This is a genomic window from Nocardia wallacei (genome assembly GCF_029868745.1).
In the GTDB taxonomy this organism is placed as follows: Bacteria; Actinomycetota; Actinomycetes; order Mycobacteriales; family Mycobacteriaceae; genus Nocardia; species Nocardia wallacei_B.
Window position 1 is genome coordinate 1 of sequence record NZ_JARWOP010000354.1, and the last position, 22,506, is coordinate 22,506.

At 70.1% G+C, this 22,506-nt stretch carries 19 protein-coding genes and 1 pseudogene; 10 read left to right on the forward strand and 10 right to left on the reverse strand.

Going from position 1 to position 22,506, the window contains the following annotated elements; all coding sequences use genetic code 11:
• Window positions 1-91 precede the first annotated feature (91 nt).
• Window positions 92-667 (reverse strand): annotated as a pseudogene (locus tag QH470_RS32630) (TetR/AcrR family transcriptional regulator); the annotation flags it as partial.
• 150 nt (window positions 668-817) lie between these two features.
• Between QH470_RS32630 and QH470_RS32635 the strand changes: the two are divergent.
• Window positions 818-1,693: an LLM class flavin-dependent oxidoreductase gene (locus QH470_RS32635; protein WP_280276227.1), complete on the forward strand. Its 876-nt coding sequence runs from the start codon at window positions 818-820 to the stop codon at window positions 1,691-1,693.
• Window positions 1,694-1,856: 163 nt separating this feature from the next.
• Here QH470_RS32635 and QH470_RS32640 read toward each other — a convergent pair whose 3' ends face one another.
• Window positions 1,857-2,993 (reverse strand): glycoside hydrolase family 183 protein, encoded by a 1,137-nt coding sequence (locus QH470_RS32640; protein ID WP_280276228.1) that lies wholly within the window; start codon window positions 2,991-2,993, stop codon window positions 1,857-1,859.
• Window positions 2,994-3,080: 87 nt separating this feature from the next.
• Here QH470_RS32640 and QH470_RS32645 point away from each other — a divergent pair, with 87 nt between their 5' ends.
• Window positions 3,081-3,848 (forward strand): maleate cis-trans isomerase family protein, encoded by a 768-nt coding sequence (locus QH470_RS32645; RefSeq protein ID WP_280276229.1) that lies wholly within the window; start codon window positions 3,081-3,083, stop codon window positions 3,846-3,848.
• 120 nt (window positions 3,849-3,968) lie between these two features.
• Here QH470_RS32645 and QH470_RS32650 read toward each other — a convergent pair whose 3' ends face one another.
• The 3 genes from QH470_RS32650 to QH470_RS32660 form a co-directional block, all read right to left on the reverse strand.
• Window positions 3,969-4,877 carry a LysR family transcriptional regulator gene (locus tag QH470_RS32650; RefSeq protein WP_280276230.1) on the reverse strand — a complete coding sequence of 303 codons (909 nt, stop codon included), beginning with the start codon at window positions 4,875-4,877 and terminating at the stop codon, window positions 3,969-3,971.
• Window positions 4,878-5,072: 195 nt separating this feature from the next.
• The gene (locus QH470_RS32655) at window positions 5,073-5,696 is read right to left on the reverse strand and encodes a hypothetical protein (protein ID WP_280276231.1); all 624 of its coding nucleotides are present in this window, start codon (window positions 5,694-5,696) and stop codon (window positions 5,073-5,075) included.
• A gap of 199 nt (window positions 5,697-5,895) precedes the next feature.
• Window positions 5,896-7,479, reverse strand: a complete 1,584-nt coding sequence (locus tag QH470_RS32660; protein ID WP_280276232.1) for a serine/threonine-protein kinase — start codon at window positions 7,477-7,479, stop codon at window positions 5,896-5,898.
• Window positions 7,480-7,795: 316 nt separating this feature from the next.
• Here QH470_RS32660 and QH470_RS32665 point away from each other — a divergent pair, with 316 nt between their 5' ends.
• Genes QH470_RS32665 through QH470_RS32675 form a run of 3 tightly spaced genes read left to right on the forward strand, consistent with a single transcriptional unit; the run spans window position 7,796 to window position 11,023 of the window.
• The gene (locus QH470_RS32665; RefSeq protein WP_280276233.1) at window positions 7,796-10,216 is read left to right on the forward strand and encodes a sensor histidine kinase; all 2,421 of its coding nucleotides are present in this window, start codon (window positions 7,796-7,798) and stop codon (window positions 10,214-10,216) included.
• Between the two features lie 19 nt (window positions 10,217-10,235).
• Window positions 10,236-10,652: a roadblock/LC7 domain-containing protein gene (locus QH470_RS32670; protein ID WP_280276234.1), complete on the forward strand. Its 417-nt coding sequence runs from the start codon at window positions 10,236-10,238 to the stop codon at window positions 10,650-10,652.
• Window positions 10,649-11,023 (forward strand): DUF742 domain-containing protein, encoded by a 375-nt coding sequence (locus QH470_RS32675; protein WP_280276235.1) that lies wholly within the window; start codon window positions 10,649-10,651, stop codon window positions 11,021-11,023. Before QH470_RS32670 ends, QH470_RS32675 begins: the two co-directional genes overlap by 4 nt.
• A 21-nt stretch (window positions 11,024-11,044) precedes the next feature.
• Here the strand turns inward: QH470_RS32675 and QH470_RS32680 are convergent, their stop codons facing one another.
• Window positions 11,045-13,000, reverse strand: coding sequence for a GMC family oxidoreductase N-terminal domain-containing protein (locus QH470_RS32680; RefSeq protein ID WP_280276236.1), 1,956 nt, complete (start codon window positions 12,998-13,000; stop codon window positions 11,045-11,047).
• Between the two features lie 168 nt (window positions 13,001-13,168).
• On the opposite strand from QH470_RS32680, the gene QH470_RS32685 reads away from it, so the two are divergent.
• Window positions 13,169-14,017: a crotonase/enoyl-CoA hydratase family protein gene (locus QH470_RS32685; RefSeq protein ID WP_280276237.1), complete on the forward strand. Its 849-nt coding sequence runs from the start codon at window positions 13,169-13,171 to the stop codon at window positions 14,015-14,017.
• A gap of 120 nt (window positions 14,018-14,137) precedes the next feature.
• Here the strand turns inward: QH470_RS32685 and QH470_RS32690 are convergent, their stop codons facing one another.
• Entirely contained in the window at window positions 14,138-14,887 is a 750-nt protein-coding gene (locus QH470_RS32690) for a hypothetical protein (protein ID WP_280276238.1), read from the reverse strand.
• Window positions 14,888-15,112: 225 nt separating this feature from the next.
• Window positions 15,113-15,595 (reverse strand): hypothetical protein, encoded by a 483-nt coding sequence (locus tag QH470_RS32695; RefSeq protein ID WP_280276239.1) that lies wholly within the window; start codon window positions 15,593-15,595, stop codon window positions 15,113-15,115.
• Window positions 15,596-15,745: 150 nt separating this feature from the next.
• On the opposite strand from QH470_RS32695, the gene QH470_RS32700 reads away from it, so the two are divergent.
• From QH470_RS32700 to QH470_RS32715, 4 genes are all read left to right on the forward strand, one after another.
• On the forward strand, window positions 15,746-16,672 hold the full coding sequence (locus QH470_RS32700) for an alpha/beta fold hydrolase (protein WP_280276240.1): 927 nt from the start codon (window positions 15,746-15,748) through the stop codon (window positions 16,670-16,672).
• 206 nt (window positions 16,673-16,878) lie between these two features.
• Window positions 16,879-18,963, forward strand: coding sequence for a RecQ family ATP-dependent DNA helicase (locus tag QH470_RS32705; RefSeq protein ID WP_280276241.1), 2,085 nt, complete (start codon window positions 16,879-16,881; stop codon window positions 18,961-18,963).
• 43 nt (window positions 18,964-19,006) lie between these two features.
• On the forward strand, window positions 19,007-19,972 hold the full coding sequence (ligD, locus tag QH470_RS32710; RefSeq protein WP_280276242.1) for a non-homologous end-joining DNA ligase: 966 nt from the start codon (window positions 19,007-19,009) through the stop codon (window positions 19,970-19,972).
• A 106-nt stretch (window positions 19,973-20,078) separates the two neighbouring features.
• A complete protein-coding gene (locus QH470_RS32715; RefSeq protein WP_280276243.1) occupies window positions 20,079-21,014 on the forward strand; it encodes a D-isomer specific 2-hydroxyacid dehydrogenase family protein in 936 nt (311 codons plus the stop codon).
• Between the two features lie 12 nt (window positions 21,015-21,026).
• On the opposite strand, the gene QH470_RS32720 is transcribed toward QH470_RS32715, so the two are convergent.
• Window positions 21,027-21,695 (reverse strand): sterol desaturase family protein, encoded by a 669-nt coding sequence (locus tag QH470_RS32720; RefSeq protein ID WP_280276289.1) that lies wholly within the window; start codon window positions 21,693-21,695, stop codon window positions 21,027-21,029.
• Window positions 21,696-21,763: 68 nt separating this feature from the next.
• Window positions 21,764-22,489 (reverse strand): FadR/GntR family transcriptional regulator, encoded by a 726-nt coding sequence (locus QH470_RS32725; protein WP_280276244.1) that lies wholly within the window; start codon window positions 22,487-22,489, stop codon window positions 21,764-21,766.
• Window positions 22,490-22,506 lie beyond the last annotated feature (17 nt).

The following is a 22,506-nucleotide window of genomic DNA, read 5'->3' on the forward strand; positions in this document are numbered from 1 at the left end:
GCAGCGGCCCGACGGCAGCGAGAACGCGAACCTGCCCACCGGCGCCATCGAGGTCAACGTGACCGAGCTGGTGGTGCTCAACGAGTCCGCGCCGCTGCCCCCCGACGTGGAGTACGACCTGCCGGGGGGCGTGGTTGCGGGGGTCGGCGCCGGCGCCGATGCACAAGTTGCCGACGGCGCGCAGCAGTTCGTAGGCCTCCATGTCGGGGCGGATCTCGCCCGCCGCCGCGGCGGTGTCGAGCAGTTCGGCGCACACGGGGACGAGGCGGTCGAGGAAGTAGGCGTGCAGCGTCCCGAAGGCGGCGTCGTCGGACCGCAGCGCCTCGGCGAGACCGTGCTTGGTAACGAGGAAGTCGACGAACAGGTTGAGCCAACGCGCCAGTGCCGCATGAGGAGTGCCGCAGGTCGCCGCGAGCGTCGGACCGGCCTCGGCGCAGGCCTCCACCTGATGGCGGTAGACCGCGACGATGAGATCGGCCCGCGTCGGGAAGTGCCGGTAGATCGTGCCGACGCCGACTCCGGCGCGGGCGGCGATATCGCGCACCGGCACGTCGACGCCGGACGCGACGAACGCCGCGGCGGCCGCGTCCAGCAGCGTCTTCTCGTTGCGCCGCGCGTCGGCTCGCTTGCGCGCGGCCGGTCTCGCGCCGCCCTCGTTGTCGGCCATCGCGCGGCCTCCTCCCTCACCACCACTTGGCAAGCGGAACACAGTTCCGTATGTTGGTTATCGGAACAAGGTTCCGCTTCACCTCAGAATGCCACACCCGGCAGGACGCCGCCGCTCTTGCTCCAGGCGGCCCCGGAAGGACGAACGACCATGGCGCACAATCCCACTCCCAGCTTCGGCATCATGACCGCTCCGATGCAGGTCGACTACCACGACATCCTGCGGGTCTGGCACGAGGCGGACACCGTCCCCGAGATCGAACACGCGTGGTTGTTCGATCACCTGCTGCCGATCGCGGGCGATCTGAACGGGCCGATCCACGAAGGCTGGACGCTATTGTCGGCCCTCGCCGCGCAGACCCGGCGGCTGCGCCTCGGACTGCTGGTGACCAGCAACCGTTTCCGGCCGCCCGCCGTGCTGGCCAAGATCGCCACCACGGTCGACATCGTCTCCGGCGGGCGGCTCGACTTCGGCATCGGCGCGGGTTCCCGGCCCAGCATCCCGATGGCGCGGCGCGAGTACGAGGCGCACGGCCTGCCGTATCACGACGCCCGCCATGCCGTCGGAGATCTCTCGGAGGCTCTCGCCGTGATCCGGCGATTGTGGACCGAGACCGAACCATTCGACTTCCACGGCGAATACGTGCGGCTCACCGGCGCGGTCGGCAACCCGAAGCCCGTGCAGCGCCCGCACCCGCCGATCATGATCGGCGGCCGCTCGGCCGGTGTCCTGCGCCTGGTCGCCGAGCACGCCGATCTATGGAACATCCCGGGCGGCGACCTGGACGACTGCCTCGAGCGCAGCGCCCTGGTAGACCGCTACTGCGCGGACATCGGACGCGACCCCGCCACCATCACCCGCTCGATCTTCCTCCCGGTGTCCTACGACCATCCGAACGACACCCGAAAGGCGATCCGCGCGGCCCTCGACGCCGGGTTCCCCCACATCGTCCTCGGCCTGCCATCCCCTTATCCCCCGCAGGTCGCACGCTGGGTCGCCGACGAACTCGTCACACCGTCGGTCTAACGCCCGCCAGCTCCCCCCTCAGCGATTTACCTTGCGGCCGAACAGGTTTGATAGCCGAAGTACAGTACTCCCAGGCGCGGTGGATTACACCAATATAGAAGGACACGTCCATACCATCACTCGATAGCGATGCCACTTATACTGGGCGGCAAGGCTTTCGGCGTCAGGGGCAAGCCGACCGCGCGGCATCGGCTGCTCGCGGCGGGGCACTGCCTGCCAGGTCCACCTCGATGAAGCGGGGGCGGTAGATGCTCGCGTGGCGGTATACGTCGCCGCCGGGGGTGGTGTCCAGGCTGTTTACGTTGTAGGAGATGACAAGTCTTGTCGGGGTGGAGAATTCGAGGTGTGCGTGGGCGTTGTAGGTGTAGATGTCGGGGTCGTGGTAGGTGCCTGACGGACCCGTTTCCGGCGTGATGTACAGAGTGGTGGCGGGGCCGAAAGGCCCTTGGGGCGTGGGGGCGTAGCGGCCGATGAGGCGGTCGCTGAAACCGTTGGCGCCGTCCATGGTGACCAGCAGGTATCCGGCCTCGCGCAGTCGGTGCACCGAGAACTCGGCATTGATGCCGTCGGTGACGCGGGCCGAATCGGCTTCGGCGGCCGACCATCCGTGTCCGGTCCAGAAGGTGAATTCGCCGCGCAGGTCGGTACCGGTCACGCGGGCCACGTGGAGATACTTACGGTCTCCGGCGATCTCGACGCCGTAGACGTACGTCCGGTCGCCCTCCGGCCGCACCCACTGCCCCCAGAGGATTCCGCGGGTTCGGGGCAGCGGCGTGACCGACACGGGCCGGTGCAGGTCGTGTGGGTCGAATCGCGCCACCGACGAGCCGGCGAAGGCGATGTCGAGCGCGCCCGGACCGGACGATGTCCACTCGGAAACCGGAACCTGTAGTGCGCCACCGAGATACGTCGCCGCACCGAGCCAGAACCAGTGCCCCGGATCGGCGGGCGCGACGACGGCCGCCGGCCGCTCGGCGGACCCGCCGAGGACGGTGGACCACCTGCCCTCGGTGTCGCGGACGACGAACGAGTTGTGCACGAACCCGGCATCCGGTGGTCTGCCCGGCGGGTCGATCGGGGGCAGGAAGGTGTCGGAGAAGGCGAAGACCTCGCGACCGTCCGGCAAGGCGGCCGACCAGGTCGAGTCGCCGCCGGTCCATCCCCGCCCGGAGTCGCCGTACGCCGTGACGGCCGCCGCGAGGCAGGTGAGCGGATGCGCCGCCACGACCGTGAGACCGCGCGTCGGCCACGGGACGAACAATCCCAGCCCGGCGGCCGCGACCACGACGACGGCCGACAACCGGGTGAACCTTCCCGCTCGTGGTCCGCGTCGCATGGCTTCCCTGTCGTGTCATGGTGGCATCGGCGTCCGTTAGCATGCACGGCTGTGAGTGAGGGAGCGCGCGTGGGCCTGCTGTATCCCACCCCGAATGCCGGAGAGGACGACTTCCTCGATCTCGCAGGGCAACTCGAACCCGCGCTCGATGTCGAGGTCGTCTATGTACCGTGGCCCGACGACGTGGACGATCTGGCCGCGCTGACTCTCGCGCAGGTCATCGATGCGCTGCGGCGGCTGGGCTCGGTGGCGCACCTGGAGCGGGTGCTGCCCGAGGCGCTGGCGGGACGCGATGTCGACGTGGTGGCCTTCGCCGTCACGAGCGCCAGCTTCCTGGACGGCGCGGCGGGGGTCGAGGAACAGTTGCGCACCCTCGCCCGCATCAGCGGACGTCCGGCGACGAGCACCACGGCCGCGTACCAGCAGGCGATCCGCCACCTCGGCCTGCGCAAGGTCGCCCTGGCCTCGGTCTACGACGCGGACGTCTCCGACCACTTCGTCGAGCGCGTGCGCGAGGCCGGGGCCGAGATCGTGCGGCGCGTCGACGCCGCCGCGGGCTCGGACCGCGCCTTGGCCGCCTGGCCACCCGACCGGATCGTGGATCTCGTCCAGCGTTCCGCCGACCCCGCCGCGGAAGCCGTCCTGCTCCCCGAGACCGCCCTGCACGCCTGCCATCTCACCGGCGAACTCGAACGGGCCGCCGGTGGCCCGGTCCTGACCGCCACCCAGGTAACCCTGTGGTCGGCGGCCCGCCTGCTGAACGTACCCGCCGTCTCCCCTACCGCGGGACCACTTTTCGTCCCCAACGGCACCGAATAACGAACAGCCACCACGGGATACCTACCGCGCCACCCGATCACCACCGCGGCGGGGGTGTGCCGGGATGCGGTGGTTTCCGAAATATGTTGCAGTGCTTCCCTTCTCGCACCACGGCAGGCGCTATACAGCCAGGGGCTGAAGGGCGGCGCGGATGGTGTCGCGGAGCCAGCGCTGTGCCGGGTCGGCGTCCAGCCGAGCGTGCCAGGAGAGTTGGATCTCCACCTCCGGCAAAGGGGCATCGATGGAGAACCAGCGCAGACCCAGGGCGTGGCCGTGCTGTTCGGCGAGACGTTGCGGGACGAGGGCGACGTAGCCACTGGACGCGGCCAGGAACGCGGCGACGGGAAAGGTATGGACGACGGCGGCGACGGTTCGCTGCAATCCCTGGGCCTCGAGCGCGTCGTCGAGCGGGCCGCGGGCGCGTCCTCGCCGCGACACCGAGACATGCGGGTGGCGGCACAATTGCGCCAGTGTGGGCCGCCGGTGCCGCCCGAGCGGGCTGGCGGTCCGGACCGCGCCGACCAAGCGTTCCCGGTACAGCGCCGCGGTGCGGATATCAGGCGCAGCGTCGTCGCCGACACCGATATCCAGATCGACCGAGCCGTCGCGGAGAGCCTCGGCGCTCTCGCTGCCCTCCGCGACGAAACGCAGCGTGACGCCGGGCGCGACCGCGGCCGTGGCCTCGACCACCGCCGGCGCCAGGGTCGCGGCGACCCCGTCGTTGATGCGAATCGTGAAGGTGCGCGCCAGTTCCGCGATCCGGACCTCACGGTCGGCGGTGATCAACGCCGACGCCTCCTCGAGCAGCGACCGCACCCGCGGCGCAGTGCGCAGCGCGAACGGCGTCGGCGCCATCCCCCGGCCCGCGCGCACCAGGATCGGATCGTTCATCGCCCGCCGCAACCGGCCCAGCGCCCGGCTGGTCGCGGGGATCGACAGATGCAGGCGCTCGGCGGCCGCCGTCACACCGCCCTCCCGGAGCAGCGCGTCGAACACACGCAGCAGGTTCAGGTCCAGCTGATCCGCCATACTTGCATGCTACGCAAGCCACCATCATGGAAGTTGCGCCGTACGCGCTGGACCCGGCCGAATCCCTTATCCAGCATGCCATTCGGCATCCGTCCCGTACGGGTGCGCCGCAAGATCACCACCCCGGGAGCTGCACCTCACCGCCGAAAAGCCCGTTGGCGCCCAGGCCACATACCCAGGCGCCAACGGCACGCGTCAGTTGTAGACCGCTCCGAACGACGGCACCGAAATAGTGCCGAGCTGGTACTGGAAGCCGTCGGGGTTGGCGTCGCTCACCGGCACGGGCCAGCGGTGCCACAGGGTGCCGTAGACGGCGGCCACGACCATGCCGGGGCCGGGATCGAGGACGGCCGTGCGGATCGTGGTGTCGACCGGAATGTCCTGGTGCTCGATGAGGGTGTTGGTACCGCTGCGACCGTTGGACAGATTGAGCCACACCACGTCCAGCCGCGCGCCGCTCTGATTCGGCGCGATGGTCCCCGGACCGCCGAAGAACCCGAACCGGAATCCGTCCAGGCCGAGCGCGATTCCCGAACCGTAGACGCCGGGCCCGCCGCCACGGCCGATGTCGGACTGCGCGGGAATCTGGAACGGCTGCGCAGGCAGCGCCACGTCGAAACGCGCGGGCAGGGCGGCGGCGAGTCGGTCCACGGCCTGCTCGGCCGCCGGATTTCCGGCCGCGGCGGCGTGCAGGCGCTGCACGGCGACGGTCCAGTCCGGCGCCGGGTCGGCGGCGGCGGGCCCGGCCGCGAGTCCGGCGGCCATCAGCCCGGCCGCGACGGTCACGGTGAGACGGTGGGTGAAGCGGGGTCTGCGCATATCGGATCTCCTCGAATTGTGCTGTACCGCATGGACACCGGGTACGCCTCGATCGGAGCGTAAGGGTGCGGAGAGACCGGCATCCCTGCTCCGATGCACCCGATCCACGCATAAAAGCACTTTCCCGGCGGCGACGAGCGGGGGCTCGCCGTGGACCGGGCGGGATTTCGGCACTCCGCGCCCGCCGGTGCGCCCCAGGCTAATAGGTCCGCAACGTCCGCACGGCGCCTTCGAAGAGGTCGTCGCCGCCGGTATTCAGCTCGTTGTCGATGGCCCAGTCGACGACGACGCGCCACGGCCGACCGTCCGCGTCGTAGAACAGTTCCCGCTTGCGCCACAGTTGCCCGGCGTCACCCCGGAACGTCATGGTGACGGACATGCTCGGCCGCCCGTTCACCGCCACCTCGGCGAGGGTCACCTGCTGTTCGGTGATCCTGGTGCTCTCCCGGTACAGCCGGTACCAGTAGTCCGCGCGCTCGCGGGGTGTCCCGGTCGGTACATCCCAGCGCAGCACCAGCAGTTCCTGATGGATCTGCCCCTTCGCCAGCTGGAACGCCACCCCGCCTCCGTGGTCGTACAGGTCGTACGGCTCGTAGGCGGCCGGGACGGCGATGGAGATGCCGCCCCTGCGCTCGGTCTTCCACCCGGCCGGCACGGCGGCGGAGGCAGCCCCCGTCCCGGCGCGGCCACCGAGATCACCGGCCCACACCGCCCCGGCGACGCCGGCGACCGTGACGACGACGGTGATCAGCGCGGCGACCGCGGTCCGGAGCCGGTTCGGGTGACCCGCGCGGACACCTTTCCGAACCCGGAACCCCTTGCGCGACAAGCTTTCGCGCGCCGAGTCCGGGTCCGCGACGCGGGCCAGGACGGCGGCGGCCGTCGCGGCGCTCGGTCGCCTGCCAGGCTCCTTGTCGAGCAGCCCCATGATGAGATCCGACAGCTCACCGGCGTGCAACGGCGCCTGCGGGGCGGCGCGGAGCACGGCCTGCAGGGTGGCGTGCCGCGTCTGGCGCCAGAACGGCGAGAAGCCCTCGACCGCGGTGTAGAGCAGCGCGCCGAGCGCGAACAGATCCGATTCCGGACCCGGCACCCGGCCCAGCACCCGCTCCGGCGCGGTGTAGTCGGCCGAGCCGATGAGGGCGCCGGTGCGCGTCACCGGCGTCTCCCCCTCGATGTGGGCGATCCCGAAGTCGGTCAGCACGACCCGGCCGCCGGGGCCGAGCATGACGTTCGACGGTTTCACGTCGCGGTGCAGCACCTTGCGGGCGTGGGCGGCGGCCAGTGCGCGCACGATCGGGAGCCCGATCCGCGCGGCCGCCGCGGGTGAGAGCGTGCCGCCGGTCAGGACGTCGGCGAGCGTCCGGCCTTCGATCAGCTCCATGACGATCCAGGGCCGACCGTCCTCGGAGATCACGTCGAAGATGGTGACCACCGCCGGATGGTCGATCTGCGCCGCGGCGCGGGCCTCGCGTTCCAGCCGCGCGAACGCCGTCCGCCGGCTCTCCTCGGGCAGCGGCTCCGGCAGGCGCGGCTCCTTGACGGCGACATCGCGGTCTATCACGGTGTCGTGGGCCCGCCACACGGTGCCCATCCCGCCCTGCCCGAGTCGCTCGGTCAGCCGGTACCGATTGCCCAGCAGCACACCGTCTTCGAGGATCTCCCCGTGCGCCCGGTCCGGAATCGTCTCCCGCCCGGGATCCGGAAGGGCCGACGTCTCGGTGGGCACGCTCCACTTGCCGGCCTCGTCCGGCTGCGGCGGCACTGCCCGGGTGACGTCCATCGCTGCATGATTCTTCGCTGGTCCCGGGCACGAGGGTGATATCGGCGGAACCGCGCGGTGCGCGTGCCCGGCGCGGGTCAGTTTAACCCGGAATCCCGGCGGCGGCGCGGGATACGGCGTCGCCGGGCGCTCGGCAAAAAGTGTTACGCGTCAACAATGTTGGCGTTACATGGTCGGTTCGCGGTGTTTTCGCTACCCTCTGGGCGGAAGAAGTTAGGCGCCGTTCTGGTACAGCGGTGCAGAGGAGGTGGCACGTCGGTGACTCGGATGCCGATGCGGCCGGGCCGGTGCGAACTCGGGGACGGACGGATCAACTGTGAATAGTGGGCCGGATCTGCCCAAATATCGTCTCGGAATTACCGGTTGGGGCCGCCGCGGCGTCCGTGGCCGGGTCAGTGTCCGGGTCCGCCTGCTGGCGATCGTGCTCATCTCGAGTACGACGCTGCTGGTGATCGGCGTGGGCGCGGCCGCCTATCTGGTGCAGTCGGGCCGGGCGGCGAAGGAGTGGGCCGACCTGGCGAGCAGCACGACGACACCCGCGATCCTGATGGTGCAGGCGTTCGAGGAGGAACGCCGGCTCTCGGTGCTGCACCTGGCCGGTGACCCGGACGCCCAGGCCCAGCTCGCCACCGCCCGCGGGCATTCGGACCAGGCGCTGGCCGCGGTGATCGCCAAGGGCGACGCGGCCCGCAAGCTGAACCCCGACGGCTCGGCCGCCGATATCGAGGGCTACAACAAACTCTTCGCGCTGGTGCCGCAGCTGCGCGGCGGCGTGGACGCGCGCCAGGCGCCGCAGGAGGAGATCTTCGCGGCTTTCACCAGCATCATCGAGACCATCGTCGGGGCGTCGATGATCGCCGCGCGGGTCGCGCCCGACGCCGCCATCGCCATCGAACTCGGCTACGGCGTCGAGCCGCTGCGCGCCGCCGAGGCGCTGTCCAAGGCCGACACGCTCGGCGCGATGGCGCTCACCGTGGGCGAGCTGACACCGGCGCAGCTGACCGAATTCAACCGCTACGTCGGCGAATTCCGCGGCGCGGTCACGTATTCCGGCGGTGCGCTGAAGGGCGCCCGGCTGGCGCAGTTGCGGGCGATCACCGACAGTCCGGCCTGGCAGCAGCTGACGGCCATGCAGGACGCCGTCGTGCTGCGCGGGCCGGTAACGGCGGACGACACTCGTTCCTCGGAAAGCGGCCGGTCCCGCGACGCGCGGTCGACGCGCGTGGCCGAACTGCCCCTCGGCATCACCGACTGGCAGCGGGTCTCCGTCGAGGTGAACTCGGCACTGCTGCGGCTGTGGGAGGACCAGAGCCGCGACGCGCACGTCATCGCCCGCGAGCAGGGCGACGACACGGCGGCGCGCTCCCTGGCGGGCGGCGTGGCGGTGCTGGTGATCGCGACCCTGGCCTTCGTGGCCGCGCTGGTACTGGCCAACCGGTTCATCGGCCGGATGCGACGCTTGCGCCGCGACACTTTGGAATTGGCCGATCAGCGGCTGCCCGGCATCATGGCGCGCCTGGAGGCCGGTGAGGCCGTCGACACGAAAGCGGAAGTGCCGCGCCTGGACTTCGGTACCGACGAACTGGGCCAGGTGGCCGACGCGTTCAACCGGGCCCACGTCGCCGCGGTGTCAGCGGCGGTCGCCGAGGCGACGACGCGCGCCGGGGTGAACACCGTGTTCCTCAACATCGCGCACCGCAGCCAGGTCGCGGTGCACCGGCAGCTGGCCCTGCTCGACCAGGCCGAGCGCCGGGAGGAGAACCCCGACCAGCTCGAATTGCTGTTCCAGCTGGACCATTTGGCGACTCGCGCCCGCCGCAACGCGGAGAATCTGATCATCCTCGGCGGCGAGCAACCCGGCCGCCGCTGGCGCAAACCGGTGCCGCTGCTGGAGATGATCCGCAGCGCGGTCGCGGAGAGCCTGGACTACACCAGAATTCAGACCGGACGGGTTCCGGAGGTGCGCGTCGCCGGCAAGGCCGTCGCCGACCTCATCCACCTGATGGCCGAGCTGATGGACAACGCCACCGCGTTCTCGCCACCGCAGGCGCGTGTCGAGGTGACCGCGACGACGGTCGGCCGCGGCGTGGCGGTCGAGATCGTCGATCAGGGCCTCGGCATGTCCGTCGACGAGATCGCCGAACGCAACCGGGTACTGGCCGAGCCGCCGGACTTCAGTGTGGCGGCGCTGTCCTCCGACACCCGATTGGGACTGTTCGTGGTCGCCAAACTGGCTACCCGCCACGGGATTTCGATCCGGCTGGGCGAGTCGGTCTACGGCGGCATCCGGGCGGTCGTGCTGATCCCGACCGCGCTGATCGAATCGGGTGAGCCCCGGCCGGGCGAGTACGCGCCGGACACCGGCGAGTATGCGGCGGTCGAGACGAGCGCCGCTGCGGAACCGGCCGTGCCGAACGGCAGCGCGGCGGAGGCTCCGGCCGCGTCGGCGTGGTTCGAGCCGGGACGGACGAGTGTCGCCGTCGCGGATCCTGCCGACGACAGCGAGGCCGTGACCGGGCCGCAGTACCGGCCGCGGCCCGCGCCCGCCACCCCTGCCCGGCCACCGCTGCCCCGCCGCCGCCGGCAGGCCACCGCCGTGCACGACGAGCAGGCCGCTCCCGTGCCCGAGCCGCCGCGGGAGCGCACCGCCGACGAGGCGCGAAACCTGATGTCCGCCATCGAGGGCGGCACTCGCCGGGGTCGCCACGTGCGCCCCGAACCGACCGACACAGAATGATTCCGAGGAGACGGTAACGATGACCACTTCCCAGCGCACCGACCTCGGGTGGCTGCTCGACGAACTGATCAACGGCCTGGTCGGCGCCCGATCGGTGGTCCTGCTGTCCACCGACGGCCTGCTGCTCGGCCATTCGGCGCAACTGGAGCGGGCCGACGCGGAGAAGTTCTGCGCGATGGCGTCGGCCTTGCACAGCCTGGCTCGCACCGCCGGCGGCCACTTCGACGCCGGCGGCGTCTGCCAGACCGTCGTGGAACTCGACCGCGCGGTGCTGTTCGTCACCGCCGCCGGCGAGAACGCGTGCCTGGCGCTGCTGGCCGCCGAGACCGCCGATATGGGTATGGTCGCCTACGAAATGAATCAGACCGTCCAGCGGGTCCGCGCCCACCTGGCCGTCGACCTGCGGCAGCAACCGAATATCCCGAGACAGCAATGAGTTACCCGCGCGAGTCCTGGTACGAGGAGGACGCCGGACCCCTCGTCCGTCTCTATGCCGTCACCCGCGGCCGAGGCCGCGCGGCACGACCGGAACTGAACACCGGCACCCTGCTGATCGACGCGGGCATCGGGCTTCCGGTGCGGCGCACCGAACCGGAGTACACCGCCATCGTGCGGCTGTGCCGGGTGCAGCAGTCGGTGGCCGAGGTGTCGGCGCAGCTGGGTCTCCCGCTGACGCTCACCAAGGTGCTCATCGGGGATCTGATCGACGACGGGCGGCTGGTCTACCGGTCACCGGCGCCCATCGCGGAGACGGGCGCCGACGTCGATCTGCTCCGGGCGGTGCTGAACGGCATCAAGGCCCTCTGACACCGGCCGGCGCCGGAACGATCAGATCAGCTGCGCGGCAAGTCGTTTCGCGTTCATGTAGGCGATCGCCTCGATCGTGACCATCGGGTTGACCCCGGAGGCGGTCGGGAAGCAGGAGCCATCGGCGACGACGACGTTCGCGACGTCCCAGGTGGCGCCGTCGGGGTTGGTGGCGGAGGTGTCCGGCGAACCGCCCATGCGCGCGGAGCCCATGATGTGCAGCGCGCCCATCGAGCACTGGCCCGGGCCATAGCCCGCGGTCCGACATGCCGCGGCGAATTCCTCGTGCGAGCCCCGCTTTCCGGGCTCGTAGGCCACACCCGCCTGATGACCGGAGAAGATCCGGCGCGCACCGGCGGCGGCGAGAATCCGCGCCGATCCGTCGAGGCCGGTGTGCAGGTGGGCGGCGTCGTAATCCGACAGCCGGTACTTCACCACCGGCTCGCCACTGCGATCGACCGACACGGTGCCGTGGCCACGGTCCCGGGTGATCACGCCGACGGAATTGGAGTGCGCGAAATCCAGCATGGTGGAACGGAATTCGGCGGCGCCGCGCCAGCTCATGAAGCCGGTCGCCAGCGCCGGGTTGATCGGGCCGGTCTCGTAGATGACGCCGTAGCCCCGGCCGTCGAGGTCGGCGTGCTCGCGGCAGATCCGCGCCTGCATGCCGCCCTCCCACGGGCGGATCTCCTCGTCGAACACACCGAAGACCACCGCCGCCGGATGCAGCCGCAGATAGCGGCCGATGTTCTTGTTACGCAAGCCGGAACGCCGCAGCAGCGCCGGGGTCTGGATCGCGCCCGCGGCCACCACCACCGCCCGCGCCCGCACCCGGAATTCGACGCCGCTGGAAGTGCGCGCCGAAACCTCTTCCGCCCGGCCGTTTTTCACCGAGATCTGCCGCACATCGGCGTCCACGACGAGGCGGGCGCCCCGCGCGGCCGCATCGGCGAGCCAGGTCTTCGTCACCGACTGCTTGGCGCCCAGCCGACAGCCGTAACCGCACCGGCCGCACTCCGCGCCGGCGTCGCAGGCATCGGACACGTTGCGCGGCAAGGTATCCACCGCCCAGCCCAGGGCCTGCGCCCCGCGCTCGAGTACGGCGTCGCGCGCCGACAACGGGGATCGGCGGTCGTTGACGCCGAGGCGGCGCTGCACCGTCTCCAGCGCCCGGGTGAACTCCGGCTCGGTGAACTGCCGCGCGCCGAGTTCGGCCCATTCGGCGCGGACGTGGTCCGGGGTGGGCAGCGAGGTGCTCCAGTTCACGACGGTGCCGCCGCCCAGGCAGGTGCCCGCGACCAGGGTCAGCTGTCCTTCGGCCGTGGCGGAGGGGCCGGGCGCGTACAGGTGTTGCAGCGCGTCGAGTTCGCCCTTGCCGAAATCCCGGTCGTCGTAATAGTTTCCGCGTTCCAGCACCACCACGTCGAGACCGGCCTCGGCCAGCACCGCCGCGGCCGTCCCGCCGCCCGCGCCCGAGCCGATCACCACGACGTCACACGACAGCGTGTCGGGTTCGGTGATCCGCAGCGGCGTCAGCGCGGGCTGCGGGGCCGTCCGCAGCGGGCCGAAGGGCGCGGCGTAGCCGATCTCCTTCCACATCGGGTTGGCGCCCGTCGGGCCGGGAGTCGCGTTGTACGCCAGCAGCGACGCCTGTTTGAGCGCTTGGAACACCGCCCGGACCGGGGCCAGGCGGGAGTCACCGAGCCGCAGCAGCGCCCGCTCCCGGTCCGCCTGCGACAGCGCGGAGAAGCGCCGCGGCCCGCGACCGGTCAGCAGGCCGAGGATCGGCGAGTCCCACAGGTCGAGCAGGCGGGCCAGCTGCTGCTGCTCGGCCTCGCGCGGGTTGCGCGCCAGCAGGTCGAAAACAGTGTCCACCGCACCGAGTTCGGACGCCGACGGCAGCGTCAGCCCGTCGCCGGGAGTGAACGTATCGCAGATCATGCCGAGCGCCGCTCGCTGCTTGGCCGTAGGTTCCATCAGGCTCCACCCTTCGTGCTGCCTGGATTTCTACCACGGTGGGAGAACCTTCGCTCACAAAGAACCGAAGTACCGGGCGGTATCTCTTGCAGTTGATAAGGAATTGCCAATCACTTGTTCGGACAGCCGAATCGGCACGGGGTGAACGGGGATGGCATGCTCTCCGCCATGGCCGATATTCGCCTGGACATCTCCGATGCCGTCGCCACCGTCACCCTCGACCGCCCGGCGCAACTCAACGCCTTCACCCTCACGATGCGCGACGAGCTGATCGACGCGTTCGACGTCTGCGATCGCGACGACCGGGTCCGGGCGGTGGTGCTCACCGGCGCGGGGCGCGCGTTCTGCGCGGGGGCCGACCTGTCGGCGGGCGCGCAGACCTTCGAGGCGCCCGAGGACGACGGCTCGGAGCCGTTCCGCGACAGCGGCGGCGAGGTGGCGCTGCGGATGTTCGATTCCCGCAAACCGATCATCGCCGCGGTGAACGGGCCCGCCGTCGGCATCGGGATCACCCTGACACTGGCCGCCGACTTCCGGCTGGCCGCCGAGGGCGCTCGCATCGGCTTCGTCTTCAACCGGCGCGGCATCGTGCCCGAATCGTGCTCCAGCTGGTTTCTGCCGCGCCTGGTCCCGATGCAGACCGCGCTGGACTGGGTGTGCTCGGGCCGGTTGGTCGAGGCGCGAGAGGCGTTCGACGCCGGACTGTTCTACGCCCTGCACCCCGCCGACGCACTACTCGACGAGGCCTACGCGCTGGCCGCTCGCCTCACCGCGCACTCCGCACCCGTCTCCGTCGCGCTGGCCCGGAAGATGTTGTGGCGCAACCTCGGTGCCGACCATCCGATGATCGCGCACCGCATCGAATCCCGGGCCCTGCGGCAGCGCGGGGCGAGCGCCGACGCGCGCGAGGGCGTGTCGTCGTTCCTGGAGAAGCGGGCCGCGCGCTTCCCCGACAGCGTGAGCCGGGATCTGCCCGAAGTCTTCGGCGACGACCTGGCGGTACCGCCGTTCACGTAGCGGACGGCCGTGGACGGTGGGACCTATTCGGGTGTACCGCGTCCCTCCGATCCCTACCGTGGCAAGATCACCTCACTTGCTGGCTGGCATCACCGGCCGAACGACCGAGCCTCCACCGCCTCATTCCGGCACTGCTCTCGGTTCGCCGAGCAACTCGGCCAGTTCTTTTACCGTACGGTCGGACAAAATTTCCGCATCCTCCTCGTCGGTCCACGACTTCCGCGCGCAGCCATACCGCAAGTTGGGGGCTACCCACCGGCCTACCTCACGTGCCGCTGCGGCTTTGCGGCGGATCGACAAACAGCGCCACGGGTAACACCAACGCGCTAGTTCCACCGCCGGACCGTTCGCAACCATCACGTTGAAGCAACCATCGCGACGATTTCGGCGCGCTGTGCGCGTGACTCCACACACGCTTGCGATCTCAGCGCAAAAGTGTTCCGCAATGAAAGGACTTGCCGTGACCAGACTGATGAATGGATATCCGCGAGCAGTGAAGCCGATCGCACCGTCTCCATCGATAATTCCACGAAGATAGTCCGGGCGGGAGTATTCCTGATCGGGTGGCCTGATCAGGTCGTGCTTCCTACCCACCAGCACGCCGAACTCTTCGAACTCCACACGAGCCGTGCGAGAGTACATGTACAGGAAGTTGGTGACATAGACGCTCGCAAAATTGGTCCGTCGAGTCCGCGCTCCGATATACGTATGTACAGGAATGTGGCGCTGCAGCCGTGGCAGTATATCTGCGTCGCGCTCGGAAATTTCGATGGACAATCGACCCTTCCCCGAGGTACTGCCCGAATGTGTGGCGTCAGTCTGGAAGAGTCCGACCATGTAAGAGACCGCTGGCGAGTTCAGTTCGAACATCTGAGCATGCTACTCCCGACATCTAGGTCAGGGGGCAATTATGCGGCATTCACTGAATACGGATCATCGCGTTGATCCCCGTACATTCCATGCAATTTCCGATCTGCCGCATCTCTATTTCGGACACCTAGACCCCCGCTCGTATGTGGTGCGCGGCAAGGGATCTGGTGGAGGTGATCGCGACGTTGCGGCAGGTGCTGTGTGTGAAGGGCTGCGGGCCGGGGCTCAGTTCTTCCGCAGCGCGCCGACGATTCCCGCGCCCAGTAGGAGGAATCCGGAGATGAGCGCGAAACCGTAGGTAACCCAGGCGTGGAGGGCGACCTGCATCGACGGGTCGAGGAAGGCCAGGTCGGCGATCAGCGCGAACGTCTCGTCGGGGAACAGCAGGTGCAGGATGCCGGGCAGAATGCCCCAGACCAGCGCCGCCACGGTGGTGCCCAGCGGCGAGAACGCGGCCATGACGACCACGAGCAGGAGCAGCAGCGAGCCGCCGATGATCTCCAGTGCGGCGGTCCAGCGGTCGGTGACCGCCCCGACGATCACCCAGTAGCGAATGTCCGCGCCGCCCTTGGCCGCCAGCGCGATGCCGATCGGCGTCACCAGGAGCCCGAACAGCACGCCACCCACGGTGCGGCCGCCCAGCGCGCGGTTCTGGAATTGCGCTCCCGGCGGCGTCCAGCCCGCGGGTGACTCGAACTTGTTCGGCATCGCCCGTCCCTCCTGCAATTCCCGCATGCCCGCGAGACCTCGCCGCCTCTGCCGCACTCATTGTCATGCCTGAGTCGGAGAAATGTCCGCCCCTGGTCGGAAATGTTCGCGGCGCGGACTTCTGGCGGTCGCTGCTGGTTAGCATCGGGTATGCGCTCGACCGATGCCATCTCCGAACCGCCGGCGCTGCCCGGTGTGCGCCGCCGCTTCGTCACCGCGCGAGGCGTGCGGTTCCACGTGACCGAGGCGGGCCCGGCCGACGGGCGGCCCGTGGTGGTTCTGCACGGCTGGCCGCAGCATCACTACACCTACCGGCATCTGCTCGCCGATCCGCCGCCGGGGCTGCGGATCATCGCACCGGATCTGCCGGGCTACGGCTGGTCGGGTCCGCCGCCGCACCGCTGGGCCAAGGAGGACGTCGCCCGGGATGTGCTGGCGCTGCTCGACGAACTCGACGTGCGGCGCGCGCTGCTGATCGGGCACGACTGGGGCGGCTACGTCGGTTTCCTGATGGTGCTGGGCGATCACGGCCGATTCGACGGCTATCTGCCGCTGAACATCGCCCATCCGTGGCAGACGGCGCGCACGATGGCGCCGCACTTCTGGCGTTTTCTGCTCTATCAGCCGCTCGTGGCCGGGCCCGGGGTGCCGTTGCAGCGGCACACTCGCTTCTTGGAGCGAGTCTTCCGGCTGGGTGTCACCCGTGGCGACGAGTTCACCCCCGAAGTGATCCGCACCTACACCGACCGCTTCCGTGACCCTGTCACCGCTCGCGCCGCCACCGACACCTATCGCACCTTCCTGCTGCGCGAGGTCCCGGCCAACCGCCGCCCCGAACGCCGCCGGTCCACCGTCCCGATCCGCGCCCTGTTCGGCACCGACGACGGAGCCATCCACCGTTCCCTGGCCGCCGCCGAAACGGCCCGCGCCGACGACTACACCGTCGAATACGTCTCGGGCTGCGGCCATTTCATTCCGGAGGAACGCCCCGACCTGGTCCGAGCCCGCCTGCTCGATCTGGCCGCCGCAACCGCACCCGGCCGCTCCGAACGCGAGACAGGTTCGGGCAACGCCTGATTCGGCTCCGCTCGGGCGAGGAGCGGACGTCGTCTGCCCCGCGCCACGCATGGTCGCGCACGCCGCGCTGGTTCACGCACGCCGCGCCGGTTCACGCACGCCGCGCTGGTTCACGCACTCCTGGCAGGTTCGGGAGGGGGTGCGGGAATGCGGAAGGGGTGCGGGAAGTGACGGGGCGTCGCTCGGTGTCGGGGTAGTGGGGCACGATGGAGCCCGTGACTACGACCGAGCTGCGGGAATCCGCCGAGGCACTGCTGCGGGAGCTGGCGGGCCCGCGGGCGCGGCTGCGGGAGGACCAGTGGACGGCGATCGAGGCGCTGGTGGTGCAGCGGCGCCGGGCACTGGTGGTGCAGCGCACCGGATGGGGCAAGTCGGCGGTGTATTTCATCGCCGCCAAGCTGCTGCGGCGCGACGGGCGGGGCCCGACGGTCATCGTGTCGCCGCTGCTGGCGCTGATGCGCAATCAGGTGGCGTCCGCGCGTCGCGCCGGCGTGGTCGCGGCCACCATCAACTCCGGCAACGTCACCGAGTGGGACGATATCCACGCACAGGTGGCAGCGGGCGAGGTCGATGTGCTGCTGGTCAGCCCGGAGCGGTTGAACAACCCGGATTTCCGTGACGCGGTGCTGCCGAAGCTCGCCGCCGACGCGGGCCTGGTCGTGATCGACGAGGCACATTGCGTCTCCGACTGGGGCCACGACTTCCGTCCGGACTACCGCCGCATCCGCACCTTGATCGCGGACCTCGGCAGCGAGGTCCCGGTCCTGGCCACCACCGCCACCGCGAACGATCGGGTCGTCACCGACGTATCCAGCCAGATCGGCACCGACACCCTCGTGCTGCGCGGCGCGCTGGACCGCGAGTCGCTGCACCTGTCGGTGGTCCGCATCGACGATGCCGTACAGCGCACCGCCTGGCTGGGCAAGCACCTGCACGAGCTGCCCGGTTCCGGAATCATCTACACGCTGACCGTGGCCGCCGCGCACGACCTGGCCGACCTGCTCGCCACGCAGGGCCACCGCGTCGCCGCCTACACGGGGCAGACCGACACGGCCGAGCGGGAGTTGCTCGAACAAGCCCTGTTGGACAACGAGGTCAAGGCCTTGGTCGCCACGTCGGCGCTGGGCATGGGTTTCGACAAGCCGGATCTGGGTTTCGTCGTACATCTCGGCGCGCCGTCCTCCCCCATCGCCTATTACCAGCAGGTGGGCCGCGCGGGCCGCGGCACCGAACGCGCCAAGGTGCTGCTGCTGCCCGGCCCGGAGGACCGCCGCATCTGGAGCTACTTCGCGTCGGTGGCGTTCCCGCGCGACCACGTGGTGCGGTCCGTGCTCGAGGTACTCGATCGCGAGCGCGCGCAATCGACGGCCGCGCTGGAACCGCTGGTCGAGCTGAACCGTTCGCGCCTCGAGATGGTGCTGAAGGTGCTGGATGTGGACGGCGCGGTGCGGCGGGTGCGCGGCGGCTGGATCGCCACCGGCGTCCCGTGGGTCTACGACACCGAACGCTACGAACGCCTCTCGACCGCGCGCGAGACCGAACAGCAGGCCATGATCGACTACCAGGCGACCAGCGAGTGCCGGATGAATTTCCTGCGCCGCCAGCTCGACGATCCCGCCTTGGGCGAGGCGGGCTGCGGGCGCTGCGACAACTGCACCGGCTCCCGTCTCGACACCACCGTCGGCACCGACGAGCTGACCGCCACCCGCGCCCGGCTCGACCGCCCCGGCATCGATCTCGCTCCGCGCAAGCAGTGGCCGACGGGGATGTCGAAACTGGGAATCCCGTTGTCGGGCAAGATCAGCGAGGGCGCGCAGACGGGACGTGTGCTGGGCCGCCTCAGCGATCTGGCGTGGGGCAAACGCCTGCGCGCCCTGCTCGACGGCCCGGACGAACCCGTCCCCGACCACATCGTGCAGGCGTGCATCACCGTGCTGCGCGAATGGGACTGGGACCAGCGCCCGACCGCGGTCATGGCCCTGGAGTCGCCGACGCATCCCCGCCTGACCGCCGACCTGTCGGCTCGGCTCGCCCACATCGGCCGCCTGCGTGACCTCGGCATCCTGCGCACCCGGCCCGATCGGGCGCCGGTGTCGGCCGCCAACTCGGCGCACCGCGTCGCCGCGCTGTTCGACTCCTGGGAGCCGCCCGACCTGTCCGCCGCCGACGGCCCGATCCTGCTGGTCGACGCGCTCACCGACACCGGCTGGACCTTCACGCTGGCCGCCCGCACGCTGCGGCTGGCCGGGGCTCCGGCGGTACTGCCGTTCGCCTTGGCGACACCCACCTGATTCACTCTGCCCGCGGCGATGATCACCGACTATCGTCGGACCGATGGCCGGCAAGTCTGGCTCGCCGGCGGTCGAGCTGACCGTCGGGGAGCGCACGGTACGAGTGTCGAATCCGGATCGGGTGTATTTCCCCGAGTCCGGGGCGACCAAGCTCGACCTGGTGCAGTACTACCTGAGCGTCGGTGATGGGATCGTCAACGCGCTGCGGGACCGGCCGTGCATGCTGCACCGGTTTCCGAAGGGGCTGCCGGGCGGGAAGGTGCACCAGAAGCGGCTGCCCGCGGGCGCGCCGGAGTGGATTCCGACCGTGCGGGTCTACTTCCCCCGCTACGGTCGCACCGCCGACGAACTGTGCGTGAGCGAACTCGCCGACATCATCTGGGCCGTGCAGATGTCGACGGTGGAGTTCCACCCCTGGAATTCGCGGCGCTTCGACACCGAGAAACCCGACGAGTGGCGCATCGACCTGGATCCCATGCCGGACTGCCCGTTCTCGCGCGTGCAACGGGTGGCCGGTGTGGTGCGCGAGGTGCTCGGCGAACTCGGCGCGGTCGGCTGGCCGAAGACCTCCGGCGGCAAGGGATTACACGTCTACGTGCGGATCGCCCCGGACCACGGCTTCCAAGACGTGCGCCGCGCCGCCCTCGCCTTCGCCCGTGAGGTCGAGCGCCGCGCCCCCGAGGACGTCACCACGACCTGGTGGCGCCGCGACCGCGATCCGAAGATGTTGTTCGTCGACTACAACCAGAACGCCCGCGACCACACCATCGCCGCCGCCTACTCGGTGCGCGGCGTTCCCGAGGCCACCGTCTCCACCCCCGTCCGGTGGGACGAGATCCCCGACCTCGACCCGCGCGACTTCACCATCGCCACCGTCCCCGACCGCTACGCGAAACTGGGCGATCTCCACGCCGACATCGACAACACGGTCTTCGACATCAACCAGCTCCTGGAATGGGCCGATCGCGACAAGGTCGAAGTCGACCTCGACGATCCCCCCGAATCCTGACCCGCCCGGCCTCCCGCCACTCACATCCGCCCGCCGGGTACGGTCCCCCTTGGGCGGGCGTTCCCGGTACCGTGGCGCGCCCATCATGCGTAGAGGAGAGGTGCACATGTCCGCGGCTGCTGTTCGGATCGCTCTCGGACCGGAGGCGACTGACCTGCTGGCGCAGGCCATCGGTGCGGGCGGGGCGGTGGTGGCGCCGCCGGCGGAGGCTCGGGCGCTGGTGTGGGACGGCGGTCCGGCCGGGTTTCCGCGGGAGTTGCCCGCGGGAATCGAGTGGGTGCAGTTGTTCTCCGCCGGGGTCGAGGAGTGGTTCGACGCCGATATCTTCCGGCGACATCCGGATGTGGTGTTCACCTCGGCGGCGGGTGCTTTCGCGCGCAGCGTGGCCGAGCACGCGTTGCTGCTGCTCCTCGCGGGAGTCCGTTACCTGCCGGAGCACGTGCGCGCCCGCGGCTGGCGGCAGACCGACTTCTTCCCGCACATCGGGACGCTGCGCGGGGCTACGGTGACGATCATCGGCGCGGGCGGCATCGGACGGGAACTCGTCACGCTGCTGCACCCGTTCGGCGCGCGGGTGATCGCCGTGAATCGTTCCGGCACTCCGGTTTCCATGCCCGGCGTGGTGGAGACCGTTGCGGCGCATCGTCTTGCGGACGTGTGGCCGCGCACCGATCACGTCGTCGTCGCCGCGCCCGCCACTCCCGAGACGCGCCACCTCGTCGGCAAAGCCGAACTCGCGCAGTTGCGGCCGACCTCGTGGGTGATCAACGTCGCGCGCGGCAGCCTGGTCGATACCGACGCGCTCGTGCAGGCCCTGCGGGACGGCGCCATCGGCGGAGCGGGCCTCGACGTGACCGACCCGGAGCCGCTCCCGGACGGGCATCCCCTGTGGGAACTACCGAATGCGATTGTCACACCACATGATTCGAACCCGCCGCACCTGCGCAACGCCGCGTTCGCCGAGCGCGTGCGCGACAACGTCACCCGTTTCGTCACCGGCCGTGACCTGATCGCCCGCGTCGACGTGGTTGCCGGATACTGAACTCCGGCTCGTTCACACCGCTCCGGACGCGTGCAACGTCTTGACCGTCGGCGAGGCGGGAATCGCGCCCGGGTCGGGGTGCGTACCCAGGACTCGGTCGGCGGTGCCGGAGGTGGTGACCGTGAACCAGTAGTGCTCGTTCTTGAAGTGGTGCAGCCGGTGATTGCGCCGCACTGCCTGGAACAGTCGCGTACGGGGCTGGTAATCGGTGTGGATCAGGTAGTGGGACCACTCGTAGTTCAGTCCGAGCACACCGAGGACCACGAGGAAGGTCAGCCCGAGACCGAGGCGCGGGAACGCCAGCGCCGCAATGAGAATCAGGGCCGGAAGCAACCAGAGGAACGTCTGCCAGGGAATGAAACCCAGCGGCACGGCACGCGGATCGGCGTGATGCTCCCGATGTTTGCGGGCGAGCAGGCTGTCGACGGTCACCGGCCCCCATCGGCGCGGCCGCCAATGCAGCACGCACACGTGAATCACCCACTCCGCGAAGGGAAACGCGGCCAGCATCACCACCGGCAGCGCGGCATCGGTGAGCCGCCAGTCGCCGACCACCACCCGCGCGACCAGCGCCGCGACCAGCAGTCCGGCAATGATCCACGGTGACGGGCGGCGCGCGAACACCCGGAAGGCGCTGCCCAGCGTGACCTGCCGACGCCCCCGGCTCTCCTCGGCGGCCATCCTGCCGCGCGCCCGGCGATCGATGTCGGCCGCCCGGCCGCGACGCTCGCGTATCCGATCGATGACACTCATTGCGGTTCCTCCTCGAGCCGACGCAGCATCGCGTCGAATTCCGTTGCCGCCAAGGACAGCAGCGCGTGCGCGGCCTCCTGGGCGGCGGTGCGCGCACCGGCGTGGATCGCCTCGGCCAGCGCGCGATAGCGATCGATCCGGCTCACCTCGGCCGCCATCACCGACGCCAGCGCCGCGAGGGCGGGCTCGTAGACCGCGCGCAGGTTGTTGAACAGCAGCCGGTACACGATCGAATCGGCGGCGTCCACCACGTGGTCCCAGAATTCGAGGGCCCAGACCTGCTGCCGCACCGGATCCGACTCGGCCGCAAGCTTTTCCAGCGCCTCCCCCAACTCGGGCGCGAGCGTGGCGCCGGCACGATCGGCCGCCAGTCCGGCGACCTCGCGTCCCATCGCCAGCCGCGCCTCCAGAATGCTGCGGATCACCGCGTGGTCGAGTTCGCCTCGGCGCAGGATGAGCCGGGGCAGCATGTCGACCCCCGCGGAACGCCGGAAGTCGCGGATCGTGGTCGCCCCGCCCTGGCGCACCTCGACCAGACCGGTGTGCGCCAGCCGCTGCAACGCCTCCCGCACCGTCGGCCGCGACACGCCGAGCACCTCGGCCAGCTGCCGCTCGGCGGGCAGAGTCGCCCCCGGCGCCAGCTCACCGTCCAGTACCTCGTCGACGAGCTGGTCGAACACCGTGTCGGGAACTGTCCGCCGATCGATTCGCTGCAGGGCCATGCGCCGACAGTAGAACC

Coding starts and splice junctions, on each gene's coding strand:
- QH470_RS32660 (WP_280276232.1), bottom strand. CDS start 7,479: ATGGACGTCACCCGGGCAGTGCCGCCGCAGCCGGACGAGGCCGGCAAG.
- QH470_RS32650 (WP_280276230.1), bottom strand. CDS start 4,877: ATGGCGGATCAGCTGGACCTGAACCTGCTGCGTGTGTTCGACGCGCTG.
- QH470_RS32635 (WP_280276227.1), top strand. CDS start 818: ATGGCGCACAATCCCACTCCCAGCTTCGGCATCATGACCGCTCCGATG.
- QH470_RS32705 (WP_280276241.1), top strand. CDS start 16,879: ATGGAGCCCGTGACTACGACCGAGCTGCGGGAATCCGCCGAGGCACTG.
- ligD (WP_280276242.1), top strand. CDS start 19,007: ATGGCCGGCAAGTCTGGCTCGCCGGCGGTCGAGCTGACCGTCGGGGAG.
- QH470_RS32655 (WP_280276231.1), bottom strand. CDS start 5,696: ATGCGCAGACCCCGCTTCACCCACCGTCTCACCGTGACCGTCGCGGCC.
- QH470_RS32715 (WP_280276243.1), top strand. CDS start 20,079: ATGTCCGCGGCTGCTGTTCGGATCGCTCTCGGACCGGAGGCGACTGAC.
- QH470_RS32690 (WP_280276238.1), bottom strand. CDS start 14,887: ATGTTCGAACTGAACTCGCCAGCGGTCTCTTACATGGTCGGACTCTTC.
- QH470_RS32675 (WP_280276235.1), top strand. CDS start 10,649: ATGAGTTACCCGCGCGAGTCCTGGTACGAGGAGGACGCCGGACCCCTC.
- QH470_RS32725 (WP_280276244.1), bottom strand. CDS start 22,489: ATGGCCCTGCAGCGAATCGATCGGCGGACAGTTCCCGACACGGTGTTC.
- QH470_RS32670 (WP_280276234.1), top strand. CDS start 10,236: ATGACCACTTCCCAGCGCACCGACCTCGGGTGGCTGCTCGACGAACTG.
- QH470_RS32680 (WP_280276236.1), bottom strand. CDS start 13,000: ATGGAACCTACGGCCAAGCAGCGAGCGGCGCTCGGCATGATCTGCGAT.
- QH470_RS32685 (WP_280276237.1), top strand. CDS start 13,169: ATGGCCGATATTCGCCTGGACATCTCCGATGCCGTCGCCACCGTCACC.
- QH470_RS32720 (WP_280276289.1), bottom strand. CDS start 21,695: ATGGCCGCCGAGGAGAGCCGGGGGCGTCGGCAGGTCACGCTGGGCAGC.
- QH470_RS32700 (WP_280276240.1), top strand. CDS start 15,746: ATGCGCTCGACCGATGCCATCTCCGAACCGCCGGCGCTGCCCGGTGTG.
- QH470_RS32695 (WP_280276239.1), bottom strand. CDS start 15,595: ATGCCGAACAAGTTCGAGTCACCCGCGGGCTGGACGCCGCCGGGAGCG.